Source organism: Aquitalea sp. FJL05, from assembly GCF_003852595.1.
Classification (GTDB): Bacteria; Pseudomonadota; Gammaproteobacteria; order Burkholderiales; family Chromobacteriaceae; genus Aquitalea; species Aquitalea aquatilis.
The window spans coordinates 128,432-152,094 of the sequence record NZ_QAJS01000013.1; the positions used below are offsets into that span (position 1 = coordinate 128,432).

Sequence of the window (23,663 nt, forward strand, 5' to 3'; positions counted from 1 at the left end):
GCGCCGGCTCAGCCGATGACGCTGGGAATGCTCTGAAACAGCCGGGTGGTGTACTCCACCAGGGTGTTGAGCATCCACGGTCCGGCCAGCACCAGCACCAGGAACATGGCCAGCAGCTTGGGGATGAAGGTCAGCGTCATTTCATTGATCTGGGTCGCGGCCTGCAGCACGCTGACCAAGAGACCCACCACCAGCGACACCAGCAGTACCGGGGCCGAGACGATGATCAGGATGTACAGCGCATTCTGTACGATATTGATGACGAGTTCCGGACTCATGCTTCGCTCCTTGCTGCAGCAGGCTCTTGCCAGCCGCCCTTGGCCATCAGCCAGTTTTCCAGCGCAATACCGTCGCGCTCGACGCGATTGGGCCTGAGCACCGCATAGCCGGCCCGCTCCAGCACCGGTTTCGCAGCATGGCTGGCCCAGGCATGCAGGGCAGTCACGCCGGCAGTGGCAGCGGCGGTCTCAAGGTGGTGAATCATCTGCAAGGCCAGCCCGCGCCGCTGCGCCCAGGGAGCAACATAAAGCATGTCGAGCTCGCCCGCCTGTGTCAGCCAGGCAAATGCCAGCAAGTGGCCGCCATCGCGGATGCCCACGCTCCAGGCAGTTGCCAGCCGGCCTTCCCAGGCAAGGCGGCTGTCTTCATCCCAGATACCGGCCCAGGCCAGGCGTGCCGGCAGGGAATAACAGTCATCCGGCAAGTTCGCCACACAGTCCGCCAGCAGGGCATGACAGTCGGGCAGATGTTCGGGCTGCAGTGTGAAGTTTTCCATGTCGGCTAGCCGGTATAAAAGCTTTGTACCAGCGAACCCATCAGCAGGGTCCAGCCGTCCACCAGCACAAACAGCATCAGCTTGAATGGCAGGGAAATGGTGACCGGCGACACCATCATCATCCCCATCGCCATCAGGATGCTGGCCACCACCAGGTCGATGATCATGAAGGGAATGAACACCATGAAGCCGATCTGGAAGGCGGTTTTCAATTCACTGATGACATAGGCGGGAATCAGCGTCTTCATCGACACATCAGCCTTGCTGGCCGGCTTTTCCGAACGCGAAATCTCGACGAAGAAGGCCAGATCCTTTTCGCGCGTCTGGCTAAGCATGAAAGCCTTCATCGGCTTGCTGGCTTCGTCCACCGCCTGATTGAAGCTGATCTTGTCATCAGAAAACGGTGCCCAGGCCTTGCTGTATACCTGATCGAAGGTGGGCCCCATCACAAACAGGGTCAGAAACAGCGACAGCCCCAGAATCACCTGATTGGGCGGCGACTGCGTCACCCCCATCGCCTGGCGCAGCAGGGACAGCACGATGACGATACGGGTAAAGGCCGTGGTCATCAGCAGCATGGCCGGGATAAAACCCAGCGCCGTCATGAACAACAGCATCTGCAGCGACAGCGAATAATTCTGACCGCCACCAGCCCCGGGGGTACTGGTCATCAAGGGCAGGCCGGTGGCCTGGCTGAACAATGGCAGGACCAGCCACAAGAGTGGCAATAGTCTAAAGAAAGGTTTCATTATTTGTTTACGGCTTCGGATTGCTGACGCCCCTTGTCCATGGCGGCCTTCAGCCAGCGGGCAAAGGGTTCGCCCGGCGGCACGACCTCGGCACCGGCATCGGGCGGGCGGTCCATCTTGGTCAGCAGATTGACGCTATGGCTGGTGACACCCAGTACCAGCCACTCCCCCTCCAGCTCGACGATGACCACTTTTTCCCGCTGGCCAACCAGCACGCCGCTGACCACGCGCAGGCGGTTGGAGCCGCCCAGCATGCCGCCCGACATGCGGCGAAACAGCCAGGCCAGGCCGACAATCGCCCCCAGCACCACGGCCAGGCCAAGAATCACCTGCAACAGGCTGGAAAAAGGTGTCGGGCTTGAGGCAGCCACCAGCACCGCCGGAGCCGATGCCGCAGCGGCGGTAATGCCGGAAGCCGACAGCAGACAGAACGCTGCCAGCCGGCCTGACAGGCGGCAGGATAGGCGCATTACTTCTGCAGGCGGCGGATGCGTTCCGCCGGGGTAATGATGTCGGTCAGGCGGATACCGAACTTGTCGTTCACCACCACCACCTCACCCTGGGCGATCAGGCAGCCGTTGACCAGCACATCCATCGGCTCGCCAGCCAGCCCGTCCAGTTCCACCACCGAGCCTTGCGCCAGCTGCAGCAGGTTGCGGATGGCGATCTTGGTGCGGCCCAGCTCTACCGTCAGCTGCACCGGGATGTCGAGAATCATGTCCAGATTGCTGGGCACGTTCAACGAGGACTCGCTGCCGGCCCCCAGTTCCTGGAACAGATTGGTTGCCGGCTGCACCGAGGCCGCACTCTGTTCGGCATCGGTGGTTTCCTGCTCCGCCATGGCGGCGGCCCAGTCATCCATGGATACTTCGTCGTCGGCCGCCCCGGCGGTCTGGCCTTCTTCTAGCTGCTCAGTCATTGCTTGTTGTCTCCTGCGGGCTCGGCGAATTCACCAGCCCCGGCCAATACCTTGTCTACCTTGAGGGCGTATCGCCCCTGCACGGTGCCATAGTGGCACTCCAGTACCGGAATGCCGGACACGTCGACCACGACAGCCTCCGGCACATCCAGCATCACCACGTCACCGTTTTTCAAATTGAGAATCTGCCCCAGCGTGACCTTGGTTTCGGCCAGGGTCGCCACCAGTTCCACTTCGGCCGCCTGTACCTGGTGCGTCATCAGGCTGACCCAGCGGTTGTCCACTTCGGTACGGTCGGCCTGCATGGTGCTGGACAACACGTCGCGAATCGGCTCGACCATGGAGTATGGCAGACAGATGTGAAAATCGCCGCCCCCGGCACCCAGCTCGATATGGAAGGTCATGGCCACCACCACTTCGGTGGGGGTGGCGATGTTGGCGAACTGGGTATTCATTTCCGAGCGCAGGTAAACGAATTCGATGGGGTGTACCGGTTCCCAGGCTTTCTGGCATTCGGAAAACACCACCTCGAGCAGGCGGCGGATGATGCGCTGCTCTGTCGGGGTGAAATCACGCCCTTCCACGCGCACATGGTAGCGCCCATCGCTGCCAAACAGATTATCGACGATCAGGAAAACCAGATCCGGGTCAAAAATCAGCAGCCCGGTACCGCGCAGCGGTTTGACATGCACCAGGTTGAGGTTGGTGGGAACCACCAGATTGCGAATGAATTCGCTGTACTTCTGCACCCGTACCGGGCCCACGGAAATTTCCGCATTGCGCCGGATGAAATTGAACAGGCCTATACGCAGGTTGCGGGCAAAACGTTCGTTGATGATTTCCAGCGTCGGCATGCGGCCGCGCACAATGCGCTCCTGCCGCCCGATATCGTAGCCGCGGACACCTTGCGAGTCCTGCGCGCTGTCATCATCTTCGTCCTCGCCGGTGACGCCCCTGAGTAGGGCGTCCACCTCTTCCTGGGACAGGATATCGTCGCCCATCGCTTACTGCTTCTGAATGATGAAGGAAGTGAAGAGTACGCTTTGCACCGGCTCTTCTTCGCCAGCATCCATGGACTCGTTGATGATCTGCTTCACCTGCGCCTTCAGCTTCACCTTGCCATCCGGGGTGGCCAGCTCGGTGGCCGACTTGGACGACAGCAGCAGAATCAGCGCACTGCGAATCTTGGGCATGTAGTCAGTGAATTTTTTCTTGGCTTCTTCATCGCCCAGTTCAGCCTGCATGTCCACTTGCAGCAGGCTGCCATCACCACCAGACAGATTGACAACAAAGGTTTCCAGTTTTTCGAAGATAGGCGGGCCTTCTTTTTTCTTCTTCGGTTTTTCTTTGGTTTGTTCGGTCTGTGCGGCCCCGTCATGCGGCTTGTTCATATTGCTGAACATCACATAGGCGAGACCGCCCATGCCGGCCAGTACCAAGACCAGCAGGATAACCACCACCAGCATCAGCTTGTTGCCCCCGCCCGCTTTTTTCTCGCCCTTGTCCGCTTTTTCCGCTTTTTTGTCTTCTGCCATGGGTCATCAGTCCGTACGTTAGGTTTATAGGGAAAGCTTAAGCCATTTCCCTATTTTATTTTCCAGATTTCCGCACGAACTGAATAGAGCCCCCTTTTGAGCAAAATCAGGCAAAGATACTGAGTATCCCTCGTGCGGACTGGATGGCTGCCAGCGTGTCGTCTTCATCGTTGCCAGCGGCATTCTGGCGGCGGCCATTCTGGTTCTGGTTGAATTGCTGTTGCCGATTCCCGGATTGTCCGCTGGAAACCTGTGCATCGGCAAGAGCTATACCACTGGAAGCCATCATGGAAACCAGTTTCGGCATGTTGTTTTCGATTATTTCACGGGTTGCCGGCACGGCTGAGGTAAAAATCACCTGCGCCTGGTCATTGCCATTCATTTTCAGCGTGACTTCCACCGGCCCCAATTGCGGTGGATTGACCTGAATGGTGGCCTTGTCCATTTTCATGCTGACCATGGACATCACCTGATCCCCCAGGGCCTTTGACCAATTGGGGTCGGTCATCGGCTGGGAGATGGTCAACATCTTGGTCTGGCTGGCCTGTGCGGTCTGCGCCGCCTGGTTGGCACTTTGGCTGGCCGATGCCAGTTGATCGGCATTGGGCGGCAAGAATTGCTGCGCAGTGCCGTCATTGGCCGGCAATTCTTGCGCTGACAGGCCGTGCTGACGCTTCAGTGCCGCCGCACCCTGCAGCAGTGGATCAATAGCCACGTCCTTGATTGTGGCAGTCGCAACATCACCAGGCGTGGTACTGACGGCAGGCTTGTCCTGTACCGGCTGCACCGGCAAGGCCGCCTGCAGCATGGGCAAGGCGGCGAGCAGCATATTGGGAGAGGTATCGGCGGCACTTGCATCATCAGACGCCGCAGAATCCTTGCTCTGCTTGCCTTTGCTGTCGTCGCTGCTGCCAGCGGACTGGCCGGACAAGGCATTGCTCAGGTTGCCGATCTGCGCTCCCAGCAAGCTGGCAAACAGGCCGCCACCATCTTGCGGACTGGCGTCCACCTGCCCTTGCGGCATGGCAGTTTTGGCGCTGGTCGCCGGAATTACGGTAATCGTCATGGCCGAAACCCCTAGGAAAGATGCAGGCATAGCAGCAATTAGCATGCCAGCTGCAGACTGACAGCGCGCAGCCGGCCAAATCATCATCAATTAATTTTATTAATGCGAATCATTATCTTTTGCATTACAATGAGTGCCTTCCAGCGTCAGCGCCGACGATGAATCCAAGTATTGTCGCCGGCCCGGCCTTTCCTTTCAGTTTTCAGCAAGGAGCACCGTCCAGATGTCCAGCCCTTCCTCCCGCTTTGCCAAAATCACCCTGTTGCTCGCCAGCCTGTTTGCTGGCAGCGCCCACGCCGCCCCCAGCGCCGAAGGTATCGTGGTGTATAACGCCCAGCATGAAAGCCTGACCAAATCCTGGGTGGAAGGCTTCACCAAGGAAACCGGCATCAAGGTAACGGTGCGCAATGGCAGCGACAGCGAAATGGGCAACCAGATCGTGCAGGAAGGGGCTTCCTCGCCGGCTGATGTATTTCTGACCGAGAATTCGCCGGCCATGGTGCTGGTAGACAATGCCAAGCTGCTGGCACCGCTGGCACCGGCCACGCTGGCCCAGGTTGACCCCGCTTACCGCCCGGCCCAGGGCAAATGGGTGGGCATTGCCGCGCGCTCCACCGTATTTGTTTACAACAAGAACCGTCTGAACCAGAAAGAGCTGCCCAAGTCGCTGCTGGATCTGGCCAAACCGGAATGGAAAGGCCGCTGGGCTGCGGCTCCGGCCGGTGCCGACTTCCAGGCCATTGTCAGCGCCCTGCTGGAACAAAAAGGTGAGGCAGCCACGCTGGCCTGGCTGAAAGCCATGAAAACCAACGCCCTGCCCTACAAGGGCAACAGCGTGGTGATGAAGGCGGTGAATGCCAGCCAGATCGATGGCGGCGTGATTTATCACTATTACTACTTCGGCGACCAGAGCAAGACGGGTGAAAACAGCAAGAACACCGCGCTGCACTACTTCAAGCAACAAGATCCGGGTGCTTTTGTCAGCCTGTCCGGTGGCGGCGTGCTGGCTTCGAGCAAACACAAGGAAGAAGCCCAGGCCTTCCTGAAATGGGTTACCGGCAAGGGTGGTCAGGACATCCTGCGTACCGAGAATTCTTTTGAGTACGCCGTGGGCCTGGGCGCACAGTCCAACCCCAAGCTGGTGCCGCTGAAGAATCTGGATGCGCCCAAGATCGATGCTTCCCGCCTGAACAGCCGCAAGACGGTTGAGCTGATGACCCAGGCCGGCCTGCTGTAACACCATGCCCAGCTCGTCATCCAGCACATCGGCTGCCACCGCGGTAGCCGATGTTACCCACCCAGCCACCACTCCGGGCCTGCAGCTGCCGGGGCGGCGGCTGCCACTGTGGCTCAGCGGCAGTTCGCTGCTGGTCTCACTGCTGGCGCTGCTGCCGCTGGCCTTCATCATCGTCATTTCCATCCAGACCGGCTGGGAGACGGTGGCCAGGCTGGTATTCCGCCCGCGCGTGGGTGAATTGCTGTTCAACACCAGCCTGCTGGTGGTGCTGACGCTGCCGCTGTGCGTGGCGCTGGGCATTGCCATGGCCTGGCTGACCGAGCGCAGCGACTTGCCGGCCCGACGCGTGTGGTCGGCACTGGCCATTGCCCCACTGGCCGTACCCGCCTTTGTGCACAGCTATGCCTGGATCAGCCTGCTGCCCGCCTTCAACGGCCTGGCGGCGGCTGTGCTGTTGTCTGTCATCGCCTATTTCCCGTTTATCTATCTGCCGGCCGCCGCCGCGCTGCGGCGCATGGACCCGGCATTGGAAGATAGTGCCGCGGCGCTGGGCCTGGCCCCGTGGGCGAGATTCCGGCGTGTCACCCTGCCGCAACTGCGCCTGGCGATCTGGGGCGGTGGTTTGCTGGTCAGCCTGCACCTGCTGGCCGAGTATGGCTTGTATGCCATGACCCGCTTCGACACCTTCACCACCGCGATTTTTGACCAGTTCCAGTCCAGCTTTAACGGCCCGGCCGCCAATATGCTGGCGGGCGTGCTGGCGCTGTGCTGTCTGCTGCTGCTCAGCGCGGAAGCCGCCACCCGTGGCAATGCGCGTTACGCCCGCGTAGGTTCGGGCTCGGCACGCCAGACAGTACCAACCAGGCTGGGCTGGCGCTGGGGCCTGCCGGCCCTGCTGCTGTGCCTGGCAACGGCAGCACTGACCCTGGGCGTGCCGCTGCTGACACTGGGCCACTGGCTGTGGTCTGGCGGACGCGAAGCATGGCAGAACGATGCGCTGTGGCCAGCGCTGCGGCAGACCTTGCTGTTTGGCGCCGCCGGAGCCCTGCTCACGGTGCTGGCAGCCATCCCGCTGGCCTGGCTGTCCGTGCGCGCCCCCAGCCGCCTGCAACGCCTGCAGGAGGGCTGCAATTACATCACCAGCTCCCTGCCCGGCATCGTTACTGCGCTGGCGCTGGTGACCATTACCATCAACTTTGCCCGGCCGCTGTACCAGACAGTGCTGACCATCCTGCTGGCCTATTTGCTGATGTTCCTGCCACGCGCCCTGATCAGCCTGCGCGCCGGCATCGCCCAGGCACCGGCCGAGCTGGAATACGCGGCACGCAGCCTGGGCTGCACACCCGGCAAGGCATTGTGGCGGGTCACCCTGCGGCTGGCCGCACCCGGTGCGGCTGCCGGCATGGCCATGGTGTTTCTGGCCATCAGCAACGAGCTGACCGCCACCCTGCTGCTGGCACCCAACGGCACCCGCACCCTGGCCACCGGCTTCTGGGCCATGACCAGCGAAATCGACTACATTGCCGCTGCGCCCTATGCGCTGCTGATGGTGCTGCTGTCGCTGCCGCTGACCTGGCTGCTCCATCACCATTCCAAACGGACTGCTGGACGATGACCTCCCTGCATCTGCACGAACTGAGCAAACACTACGGCAGCGTCAAGGCTGTCGACCATGTTTCCCTGCATGCCACCGCCGGCAGCCGGCTGGCGATTGTCGGCCCTTCCGGATCGGGCAAGACCACCCTGCTGCGCATGATCGCCGGCTTCGAGTTTCCCGACAGCGGCAGCATCAGCCTGAACGGCCAGACCCTGGCCGCAGATGGCCGCGCCCTGCCCGCTCATCTGCGCCGCATCGGTTATGTGGCGCAGGATGGCGCACTGTTTCCCCACCTGACGGTGGCCGACAATATCGGCTTTGGCCTGTCAGACAAGGGACCTGCCCGCCAGCAGCGCATCGCCGAGCTGGTAGAGATGGTGGCGCTGGAGCAGCACATGCTGCAGCGCTGGCCGCATGAACTGTCTGGCGGCCAGCAGCAGCGCGTGGCGCTGGCCCGGGCACTGGCACAACAGCCACAGCTGATGCTGCTGGATGAACCCTTCTCGGCACTGGACACCGGCTTGCGCGCAGCCATGCGCAAGATGGTGGCGCAGCTGCTGGGCGAGGCCGGCATCAGCGCCATTCTGGTCACCCACGACCAGGCCGAGGCGCTGTCCTTTGCCGACCAGCTGGCCGTGATGCGTCAGGGAAGGCTGATCCAGTCCGGCACGCCACAGCAGCTATACAGCCAGCCGGCCGACGAGATTACGGCATTGTTTCTGGGCGAGGCACTGATCCTGCCGGCACAGATCAAGGCTGGCCGGGCGCACTGTGCGCTGGGGGAGATTGCCATCAATGACGGACAGTTCTGTGGCGAGGGCAGCATCATGCTGCGCCCGGAGCAACTGTCGCTGCAGGCCGAGGCTGACGCCGCGCCAGCGGTGATGGCACAAGTGGTGGAGTGTGATTTTGGCGGCCATTCCAGCCTGCTCAGCCTGCAATTGCCACAACTGAGCAGCCCGCTGCAGTTGCGTAGCGCCAGTTGGCCGCTGCCAGCATGTGGCAGCATGGTGGGGCTGACGGTGCAAGGCCGCGCCCATTTGCTGCAGGCCTGAGCCAGTGACAACAGCGGCGAGGCTCAGTCCTCGCCGTGGGTCTGGTCCCAGAAGCGGCGGGTGGCAAATTCATCGGTGGTTTTCTGCTCGCGCCGCGCCTGCACCAGCTGTTCGCGCTCGCGCTCCCGCTCCAGCAGCTTTTCATAGGCCTTGAGCTTTTTATGCTCGTTGCGCCAGGCCTGGCGTTCCATGATGAAACGCTGCTTGGCGAATTCGGTATCGCCCTGCTGGATACGTACGGCTTCGTCGAGCCGGCCAAGGAATTTCTGAAAGTCCTGCCACTGGGCAATGCTCATGCCCTTCATGCCGCCGGTGGTTAAGCGCTCGCGGTATTCATTGCGGAAATTTTCCAGCTGCTCCTGCCGGTTCATTGCCTCCAGCACCTTGGCCTGCGCCTGACGCATGCGTTCGGCGGCGGCGGCCTGTTTGTCCTCGGCCAGCTGGATCAGAAAAGTGTATTTGCTTTGCGCCATGGCTTAGCCGCTTACGACAGCACACTGTCCAGTTGCAACTGGCTGGTGGTGTAGTCCTGTGACTCGTGCATGGGCTGGGTCAGAAAGCTGGTCATCTGCAACTGGCGACGCATGGCTTCGTCCAGCACCGGGTCCGAGCCCGGTACATAGGCCCCCACGCTGATCAGGTCGCGATTGCGCTGATAACGCGAATACAGCTGCTTGAAATAGCGCGCCTGGTCCATCTGTTTGGGCGGCACCACATCCACCATCACCCGGCTGATGGACTGCTCGATATCGATGGCCGGATAGTGCCCGGCCTCGGCCAGTTCGCGCGACAGCACAAAGTGGCCATCCAGAATGGCCCGTGCCGAGTCGGCAATCGGGTCTTGCTGGTCGTCGCCTTCGGACAGCACGGTATAGAAGCCAGTGATGGAACCACCACCGTTGGCGGCATTACCGGCGCGCTCGATCAGCTGCGGCAGCCGGGCAAATACTGACGGCGGGTAGCCCTTGGTCACTGGCGGCTCGCCGATGGCCAGGGCGATTTCGCGCTGGGCCATGGCATAGCGGGTGACAGAGTCCATCAGCAACAGCACATCCTTGCCCTGCGCGCGGAAATACTCGGCCAGTGCCGTGGCATAAGCCGCACCGTGCAGACGCATCAGCGGCGGCATGTCAGCCGGGGCGGCCACCACCACGGCGCGGGCGATGCCCTCCTCGCCCAGAATGTTTTCGATGAAGTCCTTGACCTCGCGACCCCGCTCGCCAATCAGCCCCACCACCACCACATCGGCGCGGGTAAAGCGCGCCATCATGCCCAGCAGTACCGACTTGCCGACGCCCGAGCCGGCAAACAGGCCCAGCCGCTGGCCACGCCCGACAGTCAGCAGGCCGTTGATGGCGCGTACGCCCACATCCAGCACCTGCTTGACCGGCGAACGGTCCAGCGGATTCATCGGCTGGCTATGCAGGGGGAAATAGGCTTCGGGATGGATGGGGCCCTTGCCATCCAGTGGCCGGCCCAGAGAATCGAGAATACGCCCCAGCAGGCTTTCACCTACCGGCACCTGGCGGCCGGCCGGGCCATTGACGCGAGCGGACACCACATTCTGCCCGTAACAGGGCGGGTGTAACGGTGCCAGCGGACGCACCGGCGTGCCGGGCAACAGGCCGTGGACATTGGCCAGCGGCATCAGATAGACGCGGTCGCCGGAAAAACCCACGACTTCCGCTTCCACCACATGCTTGTCGGCCAGTTCTACCTGACAGGCGCTGCCTACCGGCAGCTTGATGCCGGTGGCCTCCATCACCATGCCGGTGACGCGCAGCAGCCGGCCGCAGGGTTGCCACAGCGCAGCCTCTTGCGCGGCGCGGCCGCAATCGCCCAGAAAGGCGCGTTGTCGATCAATCAGCGAGGTCATCTTGTGCGGCATCCAGCCCCAGGGCACTACTCAGCGCGGCCAGCCGTGACGCCAGCCGCAGGTCCAGCTGCAGCGACGAGGTATCGATGATGCAACCACCGCGCTGGATATGCGCGTCCTCTATCCATTGCCACTGGGTTTCCGGTGTTTCCTGCTGCAAGAATGCACGGGCGGCGGCCAGATCGGCCGGATTGACCCGCAGGCGCGCCTGACTCATGGTGGCGGGCAATTCGCCCAGCACCTGGCGCAGCTGCGCGACGATGGCGGTGTCGCTGTGGGCGATGTGTTCGCCAGCCAGCCGCTCGGCCAATTGCATGGCCAGCTTAAGCAACGAGCCGGAGAGTTCTTCTTCCATCCGTGCCAGTTCGCGGGCGAAATTGCCGGACAGCTCCTGCAGCGGCGTCCACAACTGGGCAAACTGTTCGCTGGCCTGGTCGTGCCCCAGCTGCATGCCGCGTGACAGCCCTTCGGCATGGCCTGCCTGCACGCCTTCGTCGTAGCCGGTTTGCCAGGCTTCCTGATGAATGGCTTCCAGTTCGGATGCGGTGGGATAGCCAACCGCCTCTTCCTGCGCGGCGGCTTCCGCCGCGGCTGCTGCGGCATCGGCCTGGTCTTCGGCCATTTCAGCCGCAGCGGCGGTGGGGGCCTGTTCCAGGTGACGGCGCAAGGCATCCAGCCCGGCCAATTGGCTCGGGCTGAATTCGCCATCGTCATGGGTTAGCTCGGCCGGGGTCCAGCTGCTCCAGCCTTGCAGTTGCTCGCCCGGAATAATCGGATTATTCGACAAGGCCTTCGTCACCACCCTTGCTGCCTAGCACGATCTGGCCATCGTCGGCCAGTTTGCGTACGACTTTGAGGATTTCCTTCTGCTCGGCTTCCACCTCGGACAGTTTGACCGGCCCCTTGGATTCCAGATCGTCCCGCAGCATTTCGGCAGCTCGCTGTGACATATTGCGGAAGATCTTGTCCTTAAGCTCGGCACTGGTGCCCTTGAGTGCAACCACCAGCGAATCCGACTGTACTTCGCGCAGAATGGTCTGAATCGAGCGGTCGTCGATGTCGAGGATGTTCTCGAACACGAACATCTTGTCCTGGATGCGCTGCGCCAGCTCCGGGTCGTACTCGCGAATGTAGTTGAGCGCCGAGCCTTCCACATTGGAACCCATGAAGTTGAGGATTTCCGCGGTAAGGCTGATGCCGCCGGAAGCACTCTTCTTGATACGGTCCGAACCGGACAACAGCTGGGTGAGCACATCGTTCAGCTCGCGCAGGGCCTGTGGCTGTACGCCTTCCAGCGTGGCTGTACGGATCAGTACCTCGTTGCGCAGCCGCTCGGGGAAGAAGGCCAGAATGGAGCTGGACAGGTCCGGCTCCAGATGGACCAGAATGGTGGCGATGATCTGCGGGTGCTCGTGACGGATCAGATCGGCCGCAGAGGACGGGTCCATCCACTTCAGGCTTTCGATACCGCTGTGGTCGTTGCCCTGCATGATCTTGTCCAGCAGGTTGGCTGCCTTGTCCGGCCCCAGCGCCTCGATCAGCACATTGCGCAAGTATTCGTCCGAAGCGCCGATGCTGGCGCGCGCCGCGCATTCTTCGCGGAATTTGCCGACGATGTCGTCGATCTGGTCGTAGCTGAGATTATTGATGGCCGCCATGGCCAGCGAAATCTTCTGCACTTCCTTCGGCCCCAGATACTTGAACACCTCTACCGCCTCGGCCTGACCCAGGCTGAACAGCAGGACGGCACTGCGATGCACACCGTTATCACTCATCGGAGCTGATCCATTCCTTGATGATCTGGGCGGCCATGCGCGGATCAGACTTCACCAGCTCTCGCGCGGCTTCCAGATTAAGGTTGTACTGACGCATCTGGGCGTCCTTGGGACTTTCCGGCGTGCCATCGGGATTGGTGCCCGCCACGGCCTTGCCACCAGCGGTTGCAGCCGCCGCAGCGCCACCTTCATCATCCCCGGCTACCGCCAGCAGACGACCACCGGCATCGGTAGCCGGACGGCCATCGGCACCCTTCTTGCCGGCTTCCACCGGCTTGACCAGGTCCTTGACGATAGGCCGCACCACACCAAACAGCAGATACAGCACGGCTATGGTCAACAAGGCGTATTTGATCAGGCTGGAGGCATTGCTGCTCAGATAATCGGTGACTTTTTCCTGCATGGTGACCGGCACGGCGGCATCGGCAAAGGCGGCATTCACCACATTCAGCGTATCGCCGCGCTGACTGTTGTAGCCCATGGTTTCCTTGACCAGATTATTGATCTGCTGGATTTCCTGGGCGGTCAGCGGCGTCGGTTTCACCTCGCCGGCCTTGTCGGGCATCTTGCGATAATTGACCACCACGGCAGCGGACAGGCGCTTCACCACACCTTGCGGCATCTTGGTGTGCTGGATGGTCTTGTCCACTTCGTAATTGGTGGTGATGTCGCGTTCCAGCGCACCGGACTGCCCCATGGCCTGGCCGGACAAGGTGGCGGTCCCCGGAGCCGCCCCCGGCGGCAGGGTGATCGGCGCCGAAGCGGATGACGGCGGCTGATTGGACAAGGCTCCCGGCACGCCACCCGCGTTGGCCGCACCACTGCCCAGCCGTTCGACGATCTGCTGGCTACGGGTGGCCGAGGGATTCGGCGTGGAGTTGGGGCGGTAGCTTTCTGAAGTCTGCTCCACTTCGGAGAAGTCCACATTGGCCGTTACCTGGGCGTGGATATTGCCCTGGCCAAAAATGGGCTCAAGAATACTTTCGATACGTTTGACATAGCCATCCTCCACCTGACGCACATAGCCCAGCTGGGTCTGGTCCATGCCGGCGGTGTCTTTGTCGGACAGCTTGGACAGCATATTGCCGTCCTGATCGACCACGGTGACGTTCTTCACCGGCAGATTGGGCACGGCACTGGACACCAGATGCACGATGCCGGCCACCTGCCCCTGGTCCATGGTGCGGCCACGGAACAGATTGAGCATGACCGATGCGGTGGGCTGCTGCTGGTCGCGCACAAAGACGCTTTGCTTGGGGATGGCGATATGGATGCGGGCCGTTTCCACCGAGCCGATGGCTTCGATGGTGCGCGCCAGCTCACCCTCGATGGCGCGCTGATAGTTGACTTGCTCGGCAAACTGACTGATGCCGAATTTCTGGTTGTCCATCAGCTCGAAGCCGACGCCACCCGCCTTGGGCAACCCCTGGGCCGCCAGCCGCAGACGGGCATCGTAGACCTTGTCTGACGGCACGGACACGGTGCCGCCATCGCCCAGCTGATAGGGAATGTTCATTTGCTGCAAGGCAGCCGTAACCTGACCGCCGTCGCGGTCGGCAATATTGGAAAACAGGATTTTGTAGCTGGGCTGACGATTGAGCACCGCCGCGCCGACAATGACAGAGAAAAGGGCGGCCAAGGCCACCAGGAAGAGGATTTTTTTATTGTTGGGAAGCGACTTGAAACGATCAGACGCATCGTTAAGCCGGGTTCGCCAAACAGGAGTCGCGTTTTGTTCTGCCAGATCAGCCATACAGTGGTTTTAGTTTCAAGCGCAGCCACTGCCGGCAACATGGATATGTATTCGGCCAGGCTACACCTGGGTATTCATGATTTCCTGATAGGCGGACACCAGCTTGTTGCGCGCCTGGACCATTGTCTGGAACGACAGGCTGGCTTTCTGCAAGGAGACCATCACGTCCTGCAGGTTAACCCCCTCATCTCCCAACTCGAACTGCTTCTGCATTTCCTGCGAAGTTTGCTGAGCAGAATTGACCTGCTCAATCGTGGATTTGAGAACATCGGCAAAGTCAACTTGCGACGCGTCCTGCGACTGCGCGGCCGGCTTGCCGCCAGCCAGGGCCGACGCGGCCCGCAGCTCGCTCAACATCTGGTCTACATTATTAATCGACATGGCTACTCCGTACTGCGTACGTCCAGGTCATCCGGGTCCACTTCCTGGCCATCTTCCTCGCGGTAGCGCTGCAATTTGTAGCGCAAGGTGCGTTCGCTGATGCCCAGTTTTTCGGCGGCGAGTTTCTTGACTCCTCCAACTGCAGCCAGTGTATCCAGAATATGACGTTTTTCCAGCGTTTTCATATCTGATTCTGCAGACATGATAGGCGGAACGGTGGTTTCTGTCCGGGTAAGCGGTGTCGAACCGGAAACATCATCCAGCAACAGGTCGCCGGCAAGAATTGCCGGCCCGGCGGCAAGAATCACCGCCCGCTGCATGACGTTTTCCAATTCGCGGATGTTACCTTCCCAACTATAGGCCGTCAAATGACGTTCAGCCTCTTCGGAAAGGCTTAATCCGGAACGCCCGGCGGCTTCAGCGTACTTCTTAAGCACAAGCCGTGCCAGCGGCAGGATGTCCTCGCGCCGCTCGGCCAGCGCCGGAATGCGCAGCGGGAATACGTTCAGGCGGAAATACAGGTCTTCGCGAAAGCGCCCGGCTTCCACCTCGCCCGCCACATCGCGGTTGGAGGTAGCCAGCACGCGGATATCCAGCTTGATGGTGCGGGTGCTGCCCACCCGCTCTACTTCGCGCTCCTGCAATACCCGCAGCAGCTTGGCCTGCAGCGACAGCGGCATTTCGGTGACTTCATCCAGCAGGATGGTGCCGCCCTGCGCCTGTTCGAACTTGCCGGGCAAGGCCTGGGCTGCGCCGGTAAACGCGCCTTTTTCGTGGCCGAACAAGGTGGACTCGAGCAGATTGTCCGGGATAGCGGCGCAATTCACCGCCACAAACGCCCCTTCATGGCGGCGCGAATGACGATGAATGTAACGCGCCAGCACTTCCTTGCCGGCACCGCTGGGGCCGGTGATCATCACGCTGGCATCGCTGCCGGCTACGCGGCTGGCCAACGCCAGCAGCTGACGCATTTGTGGCGATTCGGCGATGGTTTCATCGCGCGCGCTGTCCGGCAGCTGCAGGATGTGTTTTTCCACCTCGGCAATCAGGCTGGCTGGCTCGAAGGGTTTCAGCAGGTAGTGGGTGGCACCGGCCCGCAGCAACGCAATGGCGCGCTCGATGATGCCGTAGGCAGTCATCAGGATGAAGGGCACGCCGGGATAACGAATTTTTACTTCTTCAAACAGGCTGTAGCCATCCATCGGTGCCATCTGGGCATCGGAGATGATCAGCCCCACCGGGGTTTTCTTCAGTTGCAGCAGGGCTGCGCTGCCATCACCGGCTTCCAGCGTGGGATAACCTGCCAGGCTGAGGGTGTCGACAATGGCTTCGCGCAGGTCAGCGTCGTCTTCGACTACAAGAATGGGCAACTTCATCGCGGGTTTCTATACGGTTGGCTGGCGTTGGGCGACCAGCGCGACAAGACGGCTGGCGATGGAGGTGAGCGGCAATATTTCGTGCTGGCTCTTGAGCGCAATGGCTTCCTTGGGCATGCCAAACACCACGCAGCTGGCTTCGTCCTGGGCAATGTTGTAGGCCCCGGCTTCTTTCAGTTCCAGCATGCCTTGCGCACCGTCGCGCCCCATACCGGTAAGGATGACGCCGATACAGTTCTTGCCGGCCAGATTGGCGGCCGAGCGGAACAGCACATCGACCGAGGGCCGGTGGCGATTGACCGGCGGGCCTTGATGCAGCGAGGTGGCATAACCGATGGTGGGAGCCGACTTGAGCAGCAAGTGCGAGTGACCGGGGGCGATATACACCGTGCCGGCTTGCAGCCGTTCGCCATCCTCGGCTTCCTTGACCTGCAACTGGCACAGTGAATCAAGCCGGGCAGCAAAAGATTTGGTAAACAGCTCGGGCATGTGCTGCGTCACCAGAATGGGCGGCATGGTGGCTGGCAGCGCGCTGAGCAGCACGCGCAAGGCTTCGGTGCCACCGGTGGACGAACCCACCACGATCACGGTCTGGCGGGCCAGCGGGGTGCGTCCGGTCTGGCGTGGCAGGATGACATCTGCGTTATGGCTGGGTACCACTTCCATTGGTGCCAATGGTTCCCGCGAAAACTGTCCCATTTATTTCCTTGCAAACATGCCGGCCATGCCAGCTTTATACAGGTGCCTAGCTTAAAGCCCCACCCGTCTTATGCCAAGATAATCAGTCGGCCGCCGCGCGCAGCGTTTGCCGCAGCCGGTCGACCCAGAGCGCACTCGCCTGTTCGATCAGGTCCAGTACCCGGTCAAAACCGCCGGGGCCGCCATAGTAGGGATCGGGGACCTCCAGTGCCGGCACATGATCCAGCGGAGCCAGGATGAAGTCGAGCCGGGCCAGGCTGTCTGGCGGGCACTGTGCGCGCAAGGCGGTCATATTGGCCCGATCGGCCGCCAGAATCAGGTCGAAACGCTGAAAATCGGCCGCACTCACCTGCCGGGCACGCTGTGCCGACAGATCATAGCCGCGGCGCAAGGCCGCCTTGCAGCTGCGCGGGTCGGGTGCTTCTCCAAGATGGTAGGCATGGGTGCCGGCCGAATCCACAGTCACCTGCCCGGCCAGGCCAGCCTGCTGCAAATGGGCGCGCAACACTCCTTCGGCCGTGGGCGAACGGCAGATATTGCCCATGCAAACCATCAAGACTGCGTAATGTTGCTTCATGTCTGGCGCTACTCCGTGCTGGCCGCATTGCTGCCACCTGCTTTCACCATAAACCAATCAACGCCGGCTGGCAGCCGGGGCTTTGTCCTGCGCGGTCCAGTAACGGGCCGCCCAGGCCTGCTGTCCGGCGACATCCCAGAAACTCCAGGCCAGCAGCCGGCTGCGCTTCTGCCCCTGTGCCATGTCCAGCACCCGGCTTTGCTTGACGCCGGCCTCACGCAAGACGTGGCGCAAGGCCGGCAGACTATCGGCGCTGGACAGCAGGCTGGTGAACCAGCAGCAACGCCGGGCGAAGCGCACACTTTCGCTAATCATGCTGGCAACAAAAGCCTGTTCGCCACCGGGATAGCACAATTCGTTTTCCTGGCCGCCGAAGTTCAGCAGCGGCTGTTTGCCCTGATTAGGCCCGGTCTTGCCCAGATTGCGCCATTTGCGCTGGCTGCCGGCGGCAGCTTCCGCCCGCGAGGCATGAAAGGGCGGATTGCACATGGTCACATCGAAATGCTCGCCGCTGGCGATGATGTGGCTGAACATCTGATCGGTGTGCGGCTGGTGGCGCAATTCGATATGCGCGGCGAATTGCGGATTGGTCGCCAGGATGGCCTGGCAATTGGCCAGCGCCACCTTGTCGATATCGGCGCCGACGCAGCTCCAGCCATATTCGGCATGGGCGAGCAAGGGATAGATGGCATTGGCCCCCACACCGATGTCCAGCAGCCGGATCTCCTCGCCTTGCGGCAGGCGGCCTTGCTGGCATTCCGCCAGCAGGTCGGCCAGGCAGTGCACATAATCGGCACGCCCCGGTATGGGCGGACACAGATAGGCGGCCGGGATGTCCCAGTCGCGAATGCCGTACCAGTCGGCCAGCAAGGCGCGGTTCAGCAGCTTGACGGCTTGCGGATTGGCAAAGTCGATGCTGGGCAAGCCATGAGCATTGGGCCGCACATGGTTTTTGAGTGCGGGACAGGCGATCAGCAGCCGGGAAAAATCATACTGGCCCCGGTGACGGTTGCGCGGGTGCAGGCGGGGGCCTGGCGACCGCGCCTGGGCATGCGGCTTGGCTGGCATGCAGGCTCCTTGATACAGCAATACGGCGAAAAGCCGGCATTGTGCCAGCAATCGGCAGCGGCGTCCGATCCGCGCCTGCCTGCACAGGACTCAGGGCTGTGCATGAACAGCCGCTTCATCATAACGGGCTTCGATCTCGCGGTAGGCTCCGCTCTGGCGCAGCAGGGCCAGGCCGCGGTCAAAATTGTCGCGCTGCCACTGGTAGCGAAAAGCCATCTGATACGGAGTGGGCGCAAACAGCTGGTAAACGGTTACCGCCGGGAGCCGCCCCTGTTCGGCGCTCATCTCTTGGGTGAAATGACTGATGATGCGCCAGTCGCCCACAATGACATCGACGCGGCCGGCATACAGCAGCCGGTTGCGGATTTTCTGATCGCCCTCTTCCCGGTAACGGGTATTGGTACTGGCCATGGCTTCGAATGACGGGCCAAGCAGCTGGCGCGCACGCTGGAAGCTGCTGATGGAATAACGCTGCAAGTCGCTGATGTTGTGAATCGTCAGCTGGCGTTGGGCCAGGGCAACCACCACATTGTGATATTCCAGATAGGGCTGGGAAAAATAGGCATGCAGCCCGCTGTAGGGGTTGGTGGTGGCAATGCCATCCAGCCGGCCTTGCTGCAACATGCTCTGCAAGCGCTCCATGGGCGCAAAGAAAGGCTGTACCTCCATGCCGGCACGCCGCGCGGCCGCCACCACGATGTCCAGCTCCAGTCCACGGCGCTCGGCCTCGAAGATATAAGGTGGCTTGTTGCTGCCAAAGCCGATCTGCAATACCACGCCATTGGCCGGCAAGGCCTGCGCCGGCATGCACAACCACATCCAGCACCACGCTATCAACACACTGCCCAGTTTTGTCATCACCTGAACTGCCCTGCCCTGCTCTACGCCAGTTGCCGCCATCATCAGATGACCGGCCCGTCGCCCAGTTGTCGCCACAGTCCCTGCAGTTGCCACTGCCGGCACCACCCTTCCAGTTCGGCTGCCGGCATGGGCCGGGCAATACCATAACCCTGCACCAGACGGCAGCCCATCTGCAGCAATACCGCGCCATGCGCCATGGTTTCCACGCCTTCGGCGATCACCTGCCGCTGAAATACTTCTGCCAGCTGGATGACACTGGCGACAATGCCCAGATCGTCGGCATCGTCCAGCATGTTGGAGACAAAGCTCTGATCGATCTTTAGCGTATCCAGCGGCAGCTTGCGCAAATAGGTGAGCGAAGAATAGCCGGTACCGAAGTCGTCCAGGGCGAAGTGCACGCCCAATGCACGGCATTGCTGCAGCACGGCCAGGGCCTGATCCATATCGGCCAGTGCCGCCGACTCCAGTACCTCCAGCTCCAGCAATGAGGGCTGGAGCTGCGGGTAGCGCTGCAGCGCCTGTTGCAGATGATGGTAAAAATCGGCATGCAACAGGTAATTGGCGCTAACGTTGATGCTGATGGCCATGTCCAGGCCCTGCTCCTGCCAGCGGGCGGCTTGCGCCACGCCCTCATCCAGCACCCAGCGGCCAAATGCGGTTTCCAGCTCGCTCCCCTGCAAGGTGGGCAGGAAGGCTGCCGGGGCCAGCACGCCGCGCTCGGGGTGCTGCCAGCGTATCAGCGCTTCCACGCCGATGATGCAGCCGCTGCCCAGATCGACCTTGGGCTGGTAATACAGCAGGAATTGTTGCTGCTGCAAGGCCAGTGCCAGCGACTCCAGTGTGCGGCGGTGCAGCTGGGCCTTGCGGTCGCTTTCCGGGTCGAATAGCTGGTAGCGGTTCTTGCCGGATGTCTTGGCCTGATACATGGCCTGATCGGCGTGTCGCAGCAAGGTGTCGGCATCGGCATCGTCCAGCGGGTACAAGGTGACGCCCACACTGGCACTGGTACAGATGGCAGCTGCCGCCAGCTTGACTTCCTGTCGCACGGCACTGAGCACGCGGTCGAGCACCGGGATGCATTCCTCACTGCCCTCAAGCCCCGACAGCAGCAGGACGAATTCGTCACCACCCAGCCGCGCCAGCGTGTCGTCGGCACGCAGCACCGACTGCAAGCGCTCGGTCACCGCGATCAGCAACTGGTCGCCGGCTTCGTGGCCGTGCAGGTCGTTGATGGCCTTGAAGCCATCCAGATCAAGAAAGCACACCGCACAAGACTTGCCGCTGCGCCGGCTGCGGATCAGGGCCTGCTCCAGCCGGTCGGACAGCAGGCGGCGATTGGGCACGCCGGTCAGCGGGTCGAAATTGGCGATGCGATTCAGCTCGGCTTCGTGCGCCTTCAACTGGGTAATGTCGGAGAAAATACCGATATAGTGCTGAATCTGGCCAAACTGGTCGCGAACCACCGAGATCGACAGCAGCTCGGCATACAGATCGCCATTCTTGCGCCGGTTCCAGATTTCGCCACGCCAGAAATCATGCTGCTGCACCATGGACCACAGCTCCTGATAGAAAGCTGGCCCGTGCTGGCCCGAAGACAGCATGGCCGGCGAGCAGCCGATGGCTTCCTGTTCGCTGTAGCCGGTGATGCGGGTAAACGCCGCATTGACCTTGGTCATCAGCCGTGCCGGCGAGACCACCATGATGCCTTCGTAGCTGCTGTCGAACACGATGGCAGCCTCTTTCTGTGCCAACGCGTAAATCTTGTGCTCGGTGATGTCGGTATGCGTGCCGGACATCATCAAGGGCCGGCCCTGGCCATCCTGCTCCACCACCCGTCCCCGCGACAGTATCCAGCGCCAGCCACCGGCCAGGCTACGGCAGCGCATTTCCATTTCATAAGCCGGGGTCTGCCCTGCCAGATGGCGCTGCAAGGACGCCTCCACCTGGGGGTAATCTTCCGGATGGATATGCCCCAGCCAGACCTGGCGCGTGATGTCGCCGCTGTCTGGCGGGTAGCCCAGCATTTCCTTCCAGCGCTTGCTGACCTGGAAATCGTCGGTCTGGACATTCCAGTCCCAGTACCCCTGATCGGAGCCTTCCAGCACACGCGCCAACTGTTGCTCGCGCTGCAGCAGCGTCTGTTCCGCCTGCTTCTTTTCGGTCAGATCACGGCCGAAGGCCATGTAGCGGCCATCCTGCATGTGCACCGTGGTCAGCTCGGCCAGCACCTCGCTGCCATCCAGCCGCTGCAGCGTCCATTCACTGCGAATGAAGTGCTGCTGCTCCAGCTGACGCAGATGCCCCGGCAAGACGGGCAGGCTGGCCGGCGCCAGCAGGTCTTCCAGATGCATCTGTTGCAGCTGGGCCTGGTCGTGACCGGTCATGCGGCAGGCCGAAGGATTGGCAAACAGGTATTGGCCCTGCTCGTCGGCAATCCAGATGGCATCACCCGCCTCGTTCAGCACAAAGCGCAAATCCTCATCCAGCCGGCGCCGCTCGGTGATGTCGGACAGCGTGCCGACCAGCCGCTGCACTTCGCCGATTTCATTGCGCTCCACCGCCCGCCCACACACCCGCACCCAGCGCAATTCACCGCTGCGGGTGATCAGCCGCACATCAAATTCCATCAAAGCGGTTTCACCACGCAAATGCGCCTGCAAAGCCTGCTGCCACACACCCAGATCATCCGGCAGCAACAGTTGCTTGAAAAAGCCGATATCGTGCGTGTCGTCTTCCGGCCGGTAGCCGGTGAGTGCGTAATAGCGGGCAGAGCGATAGATATGGCCACTGCGCAGATCCCAATCCCAGAAACCGTCGCTGGTGGCCTCCACCACCTGCTGCAGCCGGCGCTCGCTGCTGCGGATCTGCATGGTCAGCCGCATGCGCTCGCTGACATCCTGCACCGTGCCTTGCAAGCGCACTATCCGTCCAGCGCTGTCATGCACCGCTTCGCCCCGCACGGTGATCCAGCGCTGTTCGCCATCGGGCCGCAGCACTTCCGCATCACACTGGTAGGGCTGGCCATCCTGCAGGCACTGCTGCACCAGGGCAGACAAAACGGCCCAGCTTTCGGCGGTGAAATAGGTGCAGACTTCGGGGTAGACTGCCGGTGGCAATGCCGGAGAGCGCCCATACAGGTGATACACCTCGCTGGACCAGACATGCTGATCACTGGCCAGATCCCAGCTCCAGTTGCCAATACCCGCCAGGCGCTGCGCCGCACGCAAGGCGGCCTCGCTCTCCTGCAACTCCTGTTCGGCCTGCTTGTGGCGGCTGATGTCACGTGCAATGCCGAACAGGCCAACAACCTGACCCTCGGCATCAAATATCGGCCCCTTGCTCACCTGAAACACCAGCGCGGCACCATCCTGCAAGCGCAGGAATTCTTCGTGGGTGTGCAGGCTGCCGTCACGCATGATGGCATCGTCCAGCGCCATCAGCTCGGCGGCAGAGGCCGCATCAAACAAGGCATGGTCATCCTCGCCGATAATGGCGCTCACCTCGCGGCCCACCATGCGCGCGGCAGCGGCATTCACCATCAGGTAGCGCCCTTGCCGGTCCTTGACGAAAATCGCATCCGATGTGCCCGTCACCACGGCTTCCAGCAGATTGCGGTGCGATTCATTGCGTTTGGCCAGCTGGCGCAGCAAGCCGCTGAACAAGCTGACGGCACCGCCGCACAAGGCGAGAAAACCCCATTGCAAGGTAGTGAACGGTTCGGCGGCACTGCTGTGAAAATGCGGCGTGGCCAGCCAGTCGACCCCGGCAACCGTCAGCGCGGTAGCCAGCAACCCTGGCCCCAGCCCGCCCAGCAAGGCGCTGAGGATGATGGGCAACATGAACATGATGAGCATGGGCCGCTGATACACGCTGATGGGCAAGAGATAACGCAAGCCCAGCACCGCCAGTGCCAGCAGCAGGGCAAACAGGTAGCCCAGCCAGGGCGCAATACGGCCATGGCCCATGCGCTCGGCCCAGTTTTCCAGCAAACCAGATGCCGGTGAAGGCTCTGCCGCTGGCACGGCACGCAGGGAAAAGAACAGCATGACGGCGGTCATCAGGACAAACACGCCACCTTTATAGGTGGAGAGCTGCAGCATGGTGTCGGCATCGGCCAGCAGGCTGAGCAGGCTGTCCGATAGCAGAATCCACAGCATGGCCAGCACGCCATAGGCCACGACGACCAGGCGGATATAACGATTACGAACAGACGCGACCATGCCAGCCATTGCCTTGAGCGGTGAAGGGGCTGCTTCGAGATGGCCGGCCCGGCCCCGACAGCCTTGCTGTCAACGGGCGGGCTGGCCAAGCAGAAATATCGTGTAAAAAACCGCTGATTATTTATATATTTTCATCAAAAAATC

General features: G+C 61.6%; 23 protein-coding genes. 3 read left to right on the plus strand and 20 right to left on the minus strand.

Translation table 11 applies throughout. The features are described from left to right. Positions 1–8: 8 nt before the first annotated feature. From fliQ to DBR44_RS12315, 8 genes are all read right to left on the minus strand, one after another. Entirely contained in the window at positions 9–278 is a 270-nt protein-coding gene (gene fliQ, locus DBR44_RS12280) for a flagellar biosynthesis protein FliQ (RefSeq protein ID WP_103523979.1), read from the minus strand. Continuing rightward, complete coding sequence (locus tag DBR44_RS12285) at positions 275–775, minus strand: GNAT family N-acetyltransferase (protein WP_124644321.1); 501 nt, start codon at positions 773–775, stop codon at positions 275–277. The genes fliQ and DBR44_RS12285 overlap by 4 nt, the downstream gene beginning before the upstream one ends. 5 nt (positions 776–780) lie before the next feature. After that, on the minus strand, positions 781–1,524 hold the full coding sequence (fliP, locus tag DBR44_RS12290; protein ID WP_124644322.1) for a flagellar type III secretion system pore protein FliP: 744 nt from the start codon (positions 1,522–1,524) through the stop codon (positions 781–783). Then, on the minus strand, positions 1,524–1,994 hold the full coding sequence (gene fliO / locus DBR44_RS12295; protein WP_124644323.1) for a flagellar biosynthetic protein FliO: 471 nt from the start codon (positions 1,992–1,994) through the stop codon (positions 1,524–1,526). The genes fliP and fliO overlap by 1 nt, the downstream gene beginning before the upstream one ends. Further along, complete coding sequence (gene fliN, locus DBR44_RS12300) at positions 1,994–2,443, minus strand: flagellar motor switch protein FliN (protein ID WP_124644324.1); 450 nt, start codon at positions 2,441–2,443, stop codon at positions 1,994–1,996. The genes fliO and fliN overlap by 1 nt, the downstream gene beginning before the upstream one ends. Further along, positions 2,440–3,444, minus strand: a complete 1,005-nt coding sequence (gene fliM / locus DBR44_RS12305; RefSeq protein ID WP_103523974.1) for a flagellar motor switch protein FliM — start codon at positions 3,442–3,444, stop codon at positions 2,440–2,442. Before fliM ends, fliN begins: the two co-directional genes overlap by 4 nt. Positions 3,445–3,447: 3 nt before the next feature. Then, complete coding sequence (locus DBR44_RS12310; RefSeq protein WP_124644325.1) at positions 3,448–3,978, minus strand: flagellar basal body-associated FliL family protein; 531 nt, start codon at positions 3,976–3,978, stop codon at positions 3,448–3,450. 106 nt (positions 3,979–4,084) lie between these two features. Next, positions 4,085–5,044 carry a flagellar hook-length control protein FliK gene (locus DBR44_RS12315; RefSeq protein ID WP_158613607.1) on the minus strand — a complete coding sequence of 320 codons (960 nt, stop codon included), beginning with the start codon at positions 5,042–5,044 and terminating at the stop codon, positions 4,085–4,087. Positions 5,045–5,267: 223 nt separating this feature from the next. Here DBR44_RS12315 and DBR44_RS12320 point away from each other — a divergent pair, with 223 nt between their 5' ends. Genes DBR44_RS12320 through DBR44_RS12330 form a run of 3 tightly spaced genes read left to right on the plus strand, consistent with a single transcriptional unit; the run spans position 5,268 to position 8,933 of the window. Continuing rightward, positions 5,268–6,281: an iron ABC transporter substrate-binding protein gene (locus DBR44_RS12320; protein WP_124644327.1), complete on the plus strand. Its 1,014-nt coding sequence runs from the start codon at positions 5,268–5,270 to the stop codon at positions 6,279–6,281. A gap of 4 nt (positions 6,282–6,285) precedes the next feature. After that, a complete protein-coding gene (locus DBR44_RS12325; protein ID WP_124644328.1) occupies positions 6,286–7,896 on the plus strand; it encodes an iron ABC transporter permease in 1,611 nt (536 codons plus the stop codon). Then, on the plus strand, positions 7,893–8,933 hold the full coding sequence (locus DBR44_RS12330) for an ABC transporter ATP-binding protein (RefSeq protein ID WP_124644329.1): 1,041 nt from the start codon (positions 7,893–7,895) through the stop codon (positions 8,931–8,933). Before DBR44_RS12325 ends, DBR44_RS12330 begins: the two co-directional genes overlap by 4 nt. A 23-nt stretch (positions 8,934–8,956) precedes the next feature. Here DBR44_RS12330 and fliJ read toward each other — a convergent pair whose 3' ends face one another. From fliJ to DBR44_RS12390, 12 genes are all read right to left on the minus strand, one after another. Beyond that, a complete protein-coding gene (gene fliJ, locus DBR44_RS12335; protein ID WP_124644330.1) occupies positions 8,957–9,406 on the minus strand; it encodes a flagellar export protein FliJ in 450 nt (149 codons plus the stop codon). A gap of 11 nt (positions 9,407–9,417) precedes the next feature. Then, the gene (gene fliI / locus DBR44_RS12340) at positions 9,418–10,809 is read right to left on the minus strand and encodes a flagellar protein export ATPase FliI (protein WP_124644331.1); all 1,392 of its coding nucleotides are present in this window, start codon (positions 10,807–10,809) and stop codon (positions 9,418–9,420) included. Continuing rightward, complete coding sequence (locus tag DBR44_RS12345) at positions 10,793–11,608, minus strand: FliH/SctL family protein (RefSeq protein WP_124644332.1); 816 nt, start codon at positions 11,606–11,608, stop codon at positions 10,793–10,795. Before DBR44_RS12345 ends, fliI begins: the two co-directional genes overlap by 17 nt. Then, positions 11,586–12,584 carry a flagellar motor switch protein FliG gene (gene fliG / locus DBR44_RS12350; RefSeq protein WP_059286226.1) on the minus strand — a complete coding sequence of 333 codons (999 nt, stop codon included), beginning with the start codon at positions 12,582–12,584 and terminating at the stop codon, positions 11,586–11,588. Before fliG ends, DBR44_RS12345 begins: the two co-directional genes overlap by 23 nt. Beyond that, positions 12,577–14,337, minus strand: coding sequence for a flagellar basal-body MS-ring/collar protein FliF (fliF, locus tag DBR44_RS12355; protein WP_124644333.1), 1,761 nt, complete (start codon positions 14,335–14,337; stop codon positions 12,577–12,579). Before fliF ends, fliG begins: the two co-directional genes overlap by 8 nt. A gap of 60 nt (positions 14,338–14,397) precedes the next feature. Then, complete coding sequence (fliE, locus tag DBR44_RS12360) at positions 14,398–14,718, minus strand: flagellar hook-basal body complex protein FliE (RefSeq protein ID WP_089085233.1); 321 nt, start codon at positions 14,716–14,718, stop codon at positions 14,398–14,400. A 2-nt stretch (positions 14,719–14,720) separates the two neighbouring features. Beyond that, a complete protein-coding gene (locus DBR44_RS12365; RefSeq protein WP_124644334.1) occupies positions 14,721–16,094 on the minus strand; it encodes a sigma-54 dependent transcriptional regulator in 1,374 nt (457 codons plus the stop codon). 9 nt (positions 16,095–16,103) lie between these two features. Further along, entirely contained in the window at positions 16,104–16,793 is a 690-nt protein-coding gene (locus DBR44_RS12370) for a chemotaxis protein CheB (protein WP_124644335.1), read from the minus strand. Between the two features lie 82 nt (positions 16,794–16,875). Beyond that, positions 16,876–17,370 carry a low molecular weight protein-tyrosine-phosphatase gene (locus tag DBR44_RS12375; RefSeq protein WP_124644336.1) on the minus strand — a complete coding sequence of 165 codons (495 nt, stop codon included), beginning with the start codon at positions 17,368–17,370 and terminating at the stop codon, positions 16,876–16,878. A gap of 57 nt (positions 17,371–17,427) precedes the next feature. Further along, positions 17,428–18,438: a 23S rRNA (adenine(1618)-N(6))-methyltransferase RlmF gene (rlmF, locus tag DBR44_RS12380; RefSeq protein ID WP_124644337.1), complete on the minus strand. Its 1,011-nt coding sequence runs from the start codon at positions 18,436–18,438 to the stop codon at positions 17,428–17,430. Between the two features lie 90 nt (positions 18,439–18,528). After that, entirely contained in the window at positions 18,529–19,245 is a 717-nt protein-coding gene (locus DBR44_RS12385) for an ABC transporter substrate-binding protein (protein ID WP_124644338.1), read from the minus strand. Positions 19,246–19,340: 95 nt separating this feature from the next. Continuing rightward, a complete protein-coding gene (locus DBR44_RS12390) occupies positions 19,341–23,519 on the minus strand; it encodes a PAS domain S-box protein (RefSeq protein ID WP_158613608.1) in 4,179 nt (1,392 codons plus the stop codon). Between the last annotated feature and the right edge of the window lie 144 nt (positions 23,520–23,663).

Excerpts from the sequence above, each read along its gene's own strand:
- DBR44_RS12330 (WP_124644329.1), top strand. The coding sequence starts at position 7,893 with ATGACCTCCCTGCATCTGCACGAACTGAGCAAACACTACGGCAGCGTC.
- fliN (WP_124644324.1), bottom strand. The coding sequence starts at position 2,443 with ATGACTGAGCAGCTAGAAGAAGGCCAGACCGCCGGGGCGGCCGACGAC.
- fliF (WP_124644333.1), bottom strand. The coding sequence starts at position 14,337 with ATGGCTGATCTGGCAGAACAAAACGCGACTCCTGTTTGGCGAACCCGG.
- DBR44_RS12310 (WP_124644325.1), bottom strand. The coding sequence starts at position 3,978 with ATGGCAGAAGACAAAAAAGCGGAAAAAGCGGACAAGGGCGAGAAAAAA.
- DBR44_RS12370 (WP_124644335.1), bottom strand. The coding sequence starts at position 16,793 with ATGGGACAGTTTTCGCGGGAACCATTGGCACCAATGGAAGTGGTACCC.
- rlmF (WP_124644337.1), bottom strand. The coding sequence starts at position 18,438 with ATGCCAGCCAAGCCGCATGCCCAGGCGCGGTCGCCAGGCCCCCGCCTG.
- DBR44_RS12375 (WP_124644336.1), bottom strand. The coding sequence starts at position 17,370 with ATGAAGCAACATTACGCAGTCTTGATGGTTTGCATGGGCAATATCTGC.
- DBR44_RS12285 (WP_124644321.1), bottom strand. The coding sequence starts at position 775 with ATGGAAAACTTCACACTGCAGCCCGAACATCTGCCCGACTGTCATGCC.
- DBR44_RS12320 (WP_124644327.1), top strand. The coding sequence starts at position 5,268 with ATGTCCAGCCCTTCCTCCCGCTTTGCCAAAATCACCCTGTTGCTCGCC.
- fliP (WP_124644322.1), bottom strand. The coding sequence starts at position 1,524 with ATGAAACCTTTCTTTAGACTATTGCCACTCTTGTGGCTGGTCCTGCCA.
- DBR44_RS12390 (WP_158613608.1), bottom strand. The coding sequence starts at position 23,519 with ATGGTCGCGTCTGTTCGTAATCGTTATATCCGCCTGGTCGTCGTGGCC.
- DBR44_RS12365 (WP_124644334.1), bottom strand. The coding sequence starts at position 16,094 with ATGAAGTTGCCCATTCTTGTAGTCGAAGACGACGCTGACCTGCGCGAA.
- fliM (WP_103523974.1), bottom strand. The coding sequence starts at position 3,444 with ATGGGCGACGATATCCTGTCCCAGGAAGAGGTGGACGCCCTACTCAGG.
- fliJ (WP_124644330.1), bottom strand. The coding sequence starts at position 9,406 with ATGGCGCAAAGCAAATACACTTTTCTGATCCAGCTGGCCGAGGACAAA.
- fliI (WP_124644331.1), bottom strand. The coding sequence starts at position 10,809 with ATGACCTCGCTGATTGATCGACAACGCGCCTTTCTGGGCGATTGCGGC.
- fliE (WP_089085233.1), bottom strand. The coding sequence starts at position 14,718 with ATGTCGATTAATAATGTAGACCAGATGTTGAGCGAGCTGCGGGCCGCG.
- fliQ (WP_103523979.1), bottom strand. The coding sequence starts at position 278 with ATGAGTCCGGAACTCGTCATCAATATCGTACAGAATGCGCTGTACATC.
- fliO (WP_124644323.1), bottom strand. The coding sequence starts at position 1,994 with ATGCGCCTATCCTGCCGCCTGTCAGGCCGGCTGGCAGCGTTCTGTCTG.
- DBR44_RS12385 (WP_124644338.1), bottom strand. The coding sequence starts at position 19,245 with ATGCCGGCGCAGGCCTTGCCGGCCAATGGCGTGGTATTGCAGATCGGC.
- DBR44_RS12325 (WP_124644328.1), top strand. The coding sequence starts at position 6,286 with ATGCCCAGCTCGTCATCCAGCACATCGGCTGCCACCGCGGTAGCCGAT.
- fliG (WP_059286226.1), bottom strand. The coding sequence starts at position 12,584 with ATGAGTGATAACGGTGTGCATCGCAGTGCCGTCCTGCTGTTCAGCCTG.
- DBR44_RS12315 (WP_158613607.1), bottom strand. The coding sequence starts at position 5,044 with ATGACGATTACCGTAATTCCGGCGACCAGCGCCAAAACTGCCATGCCG.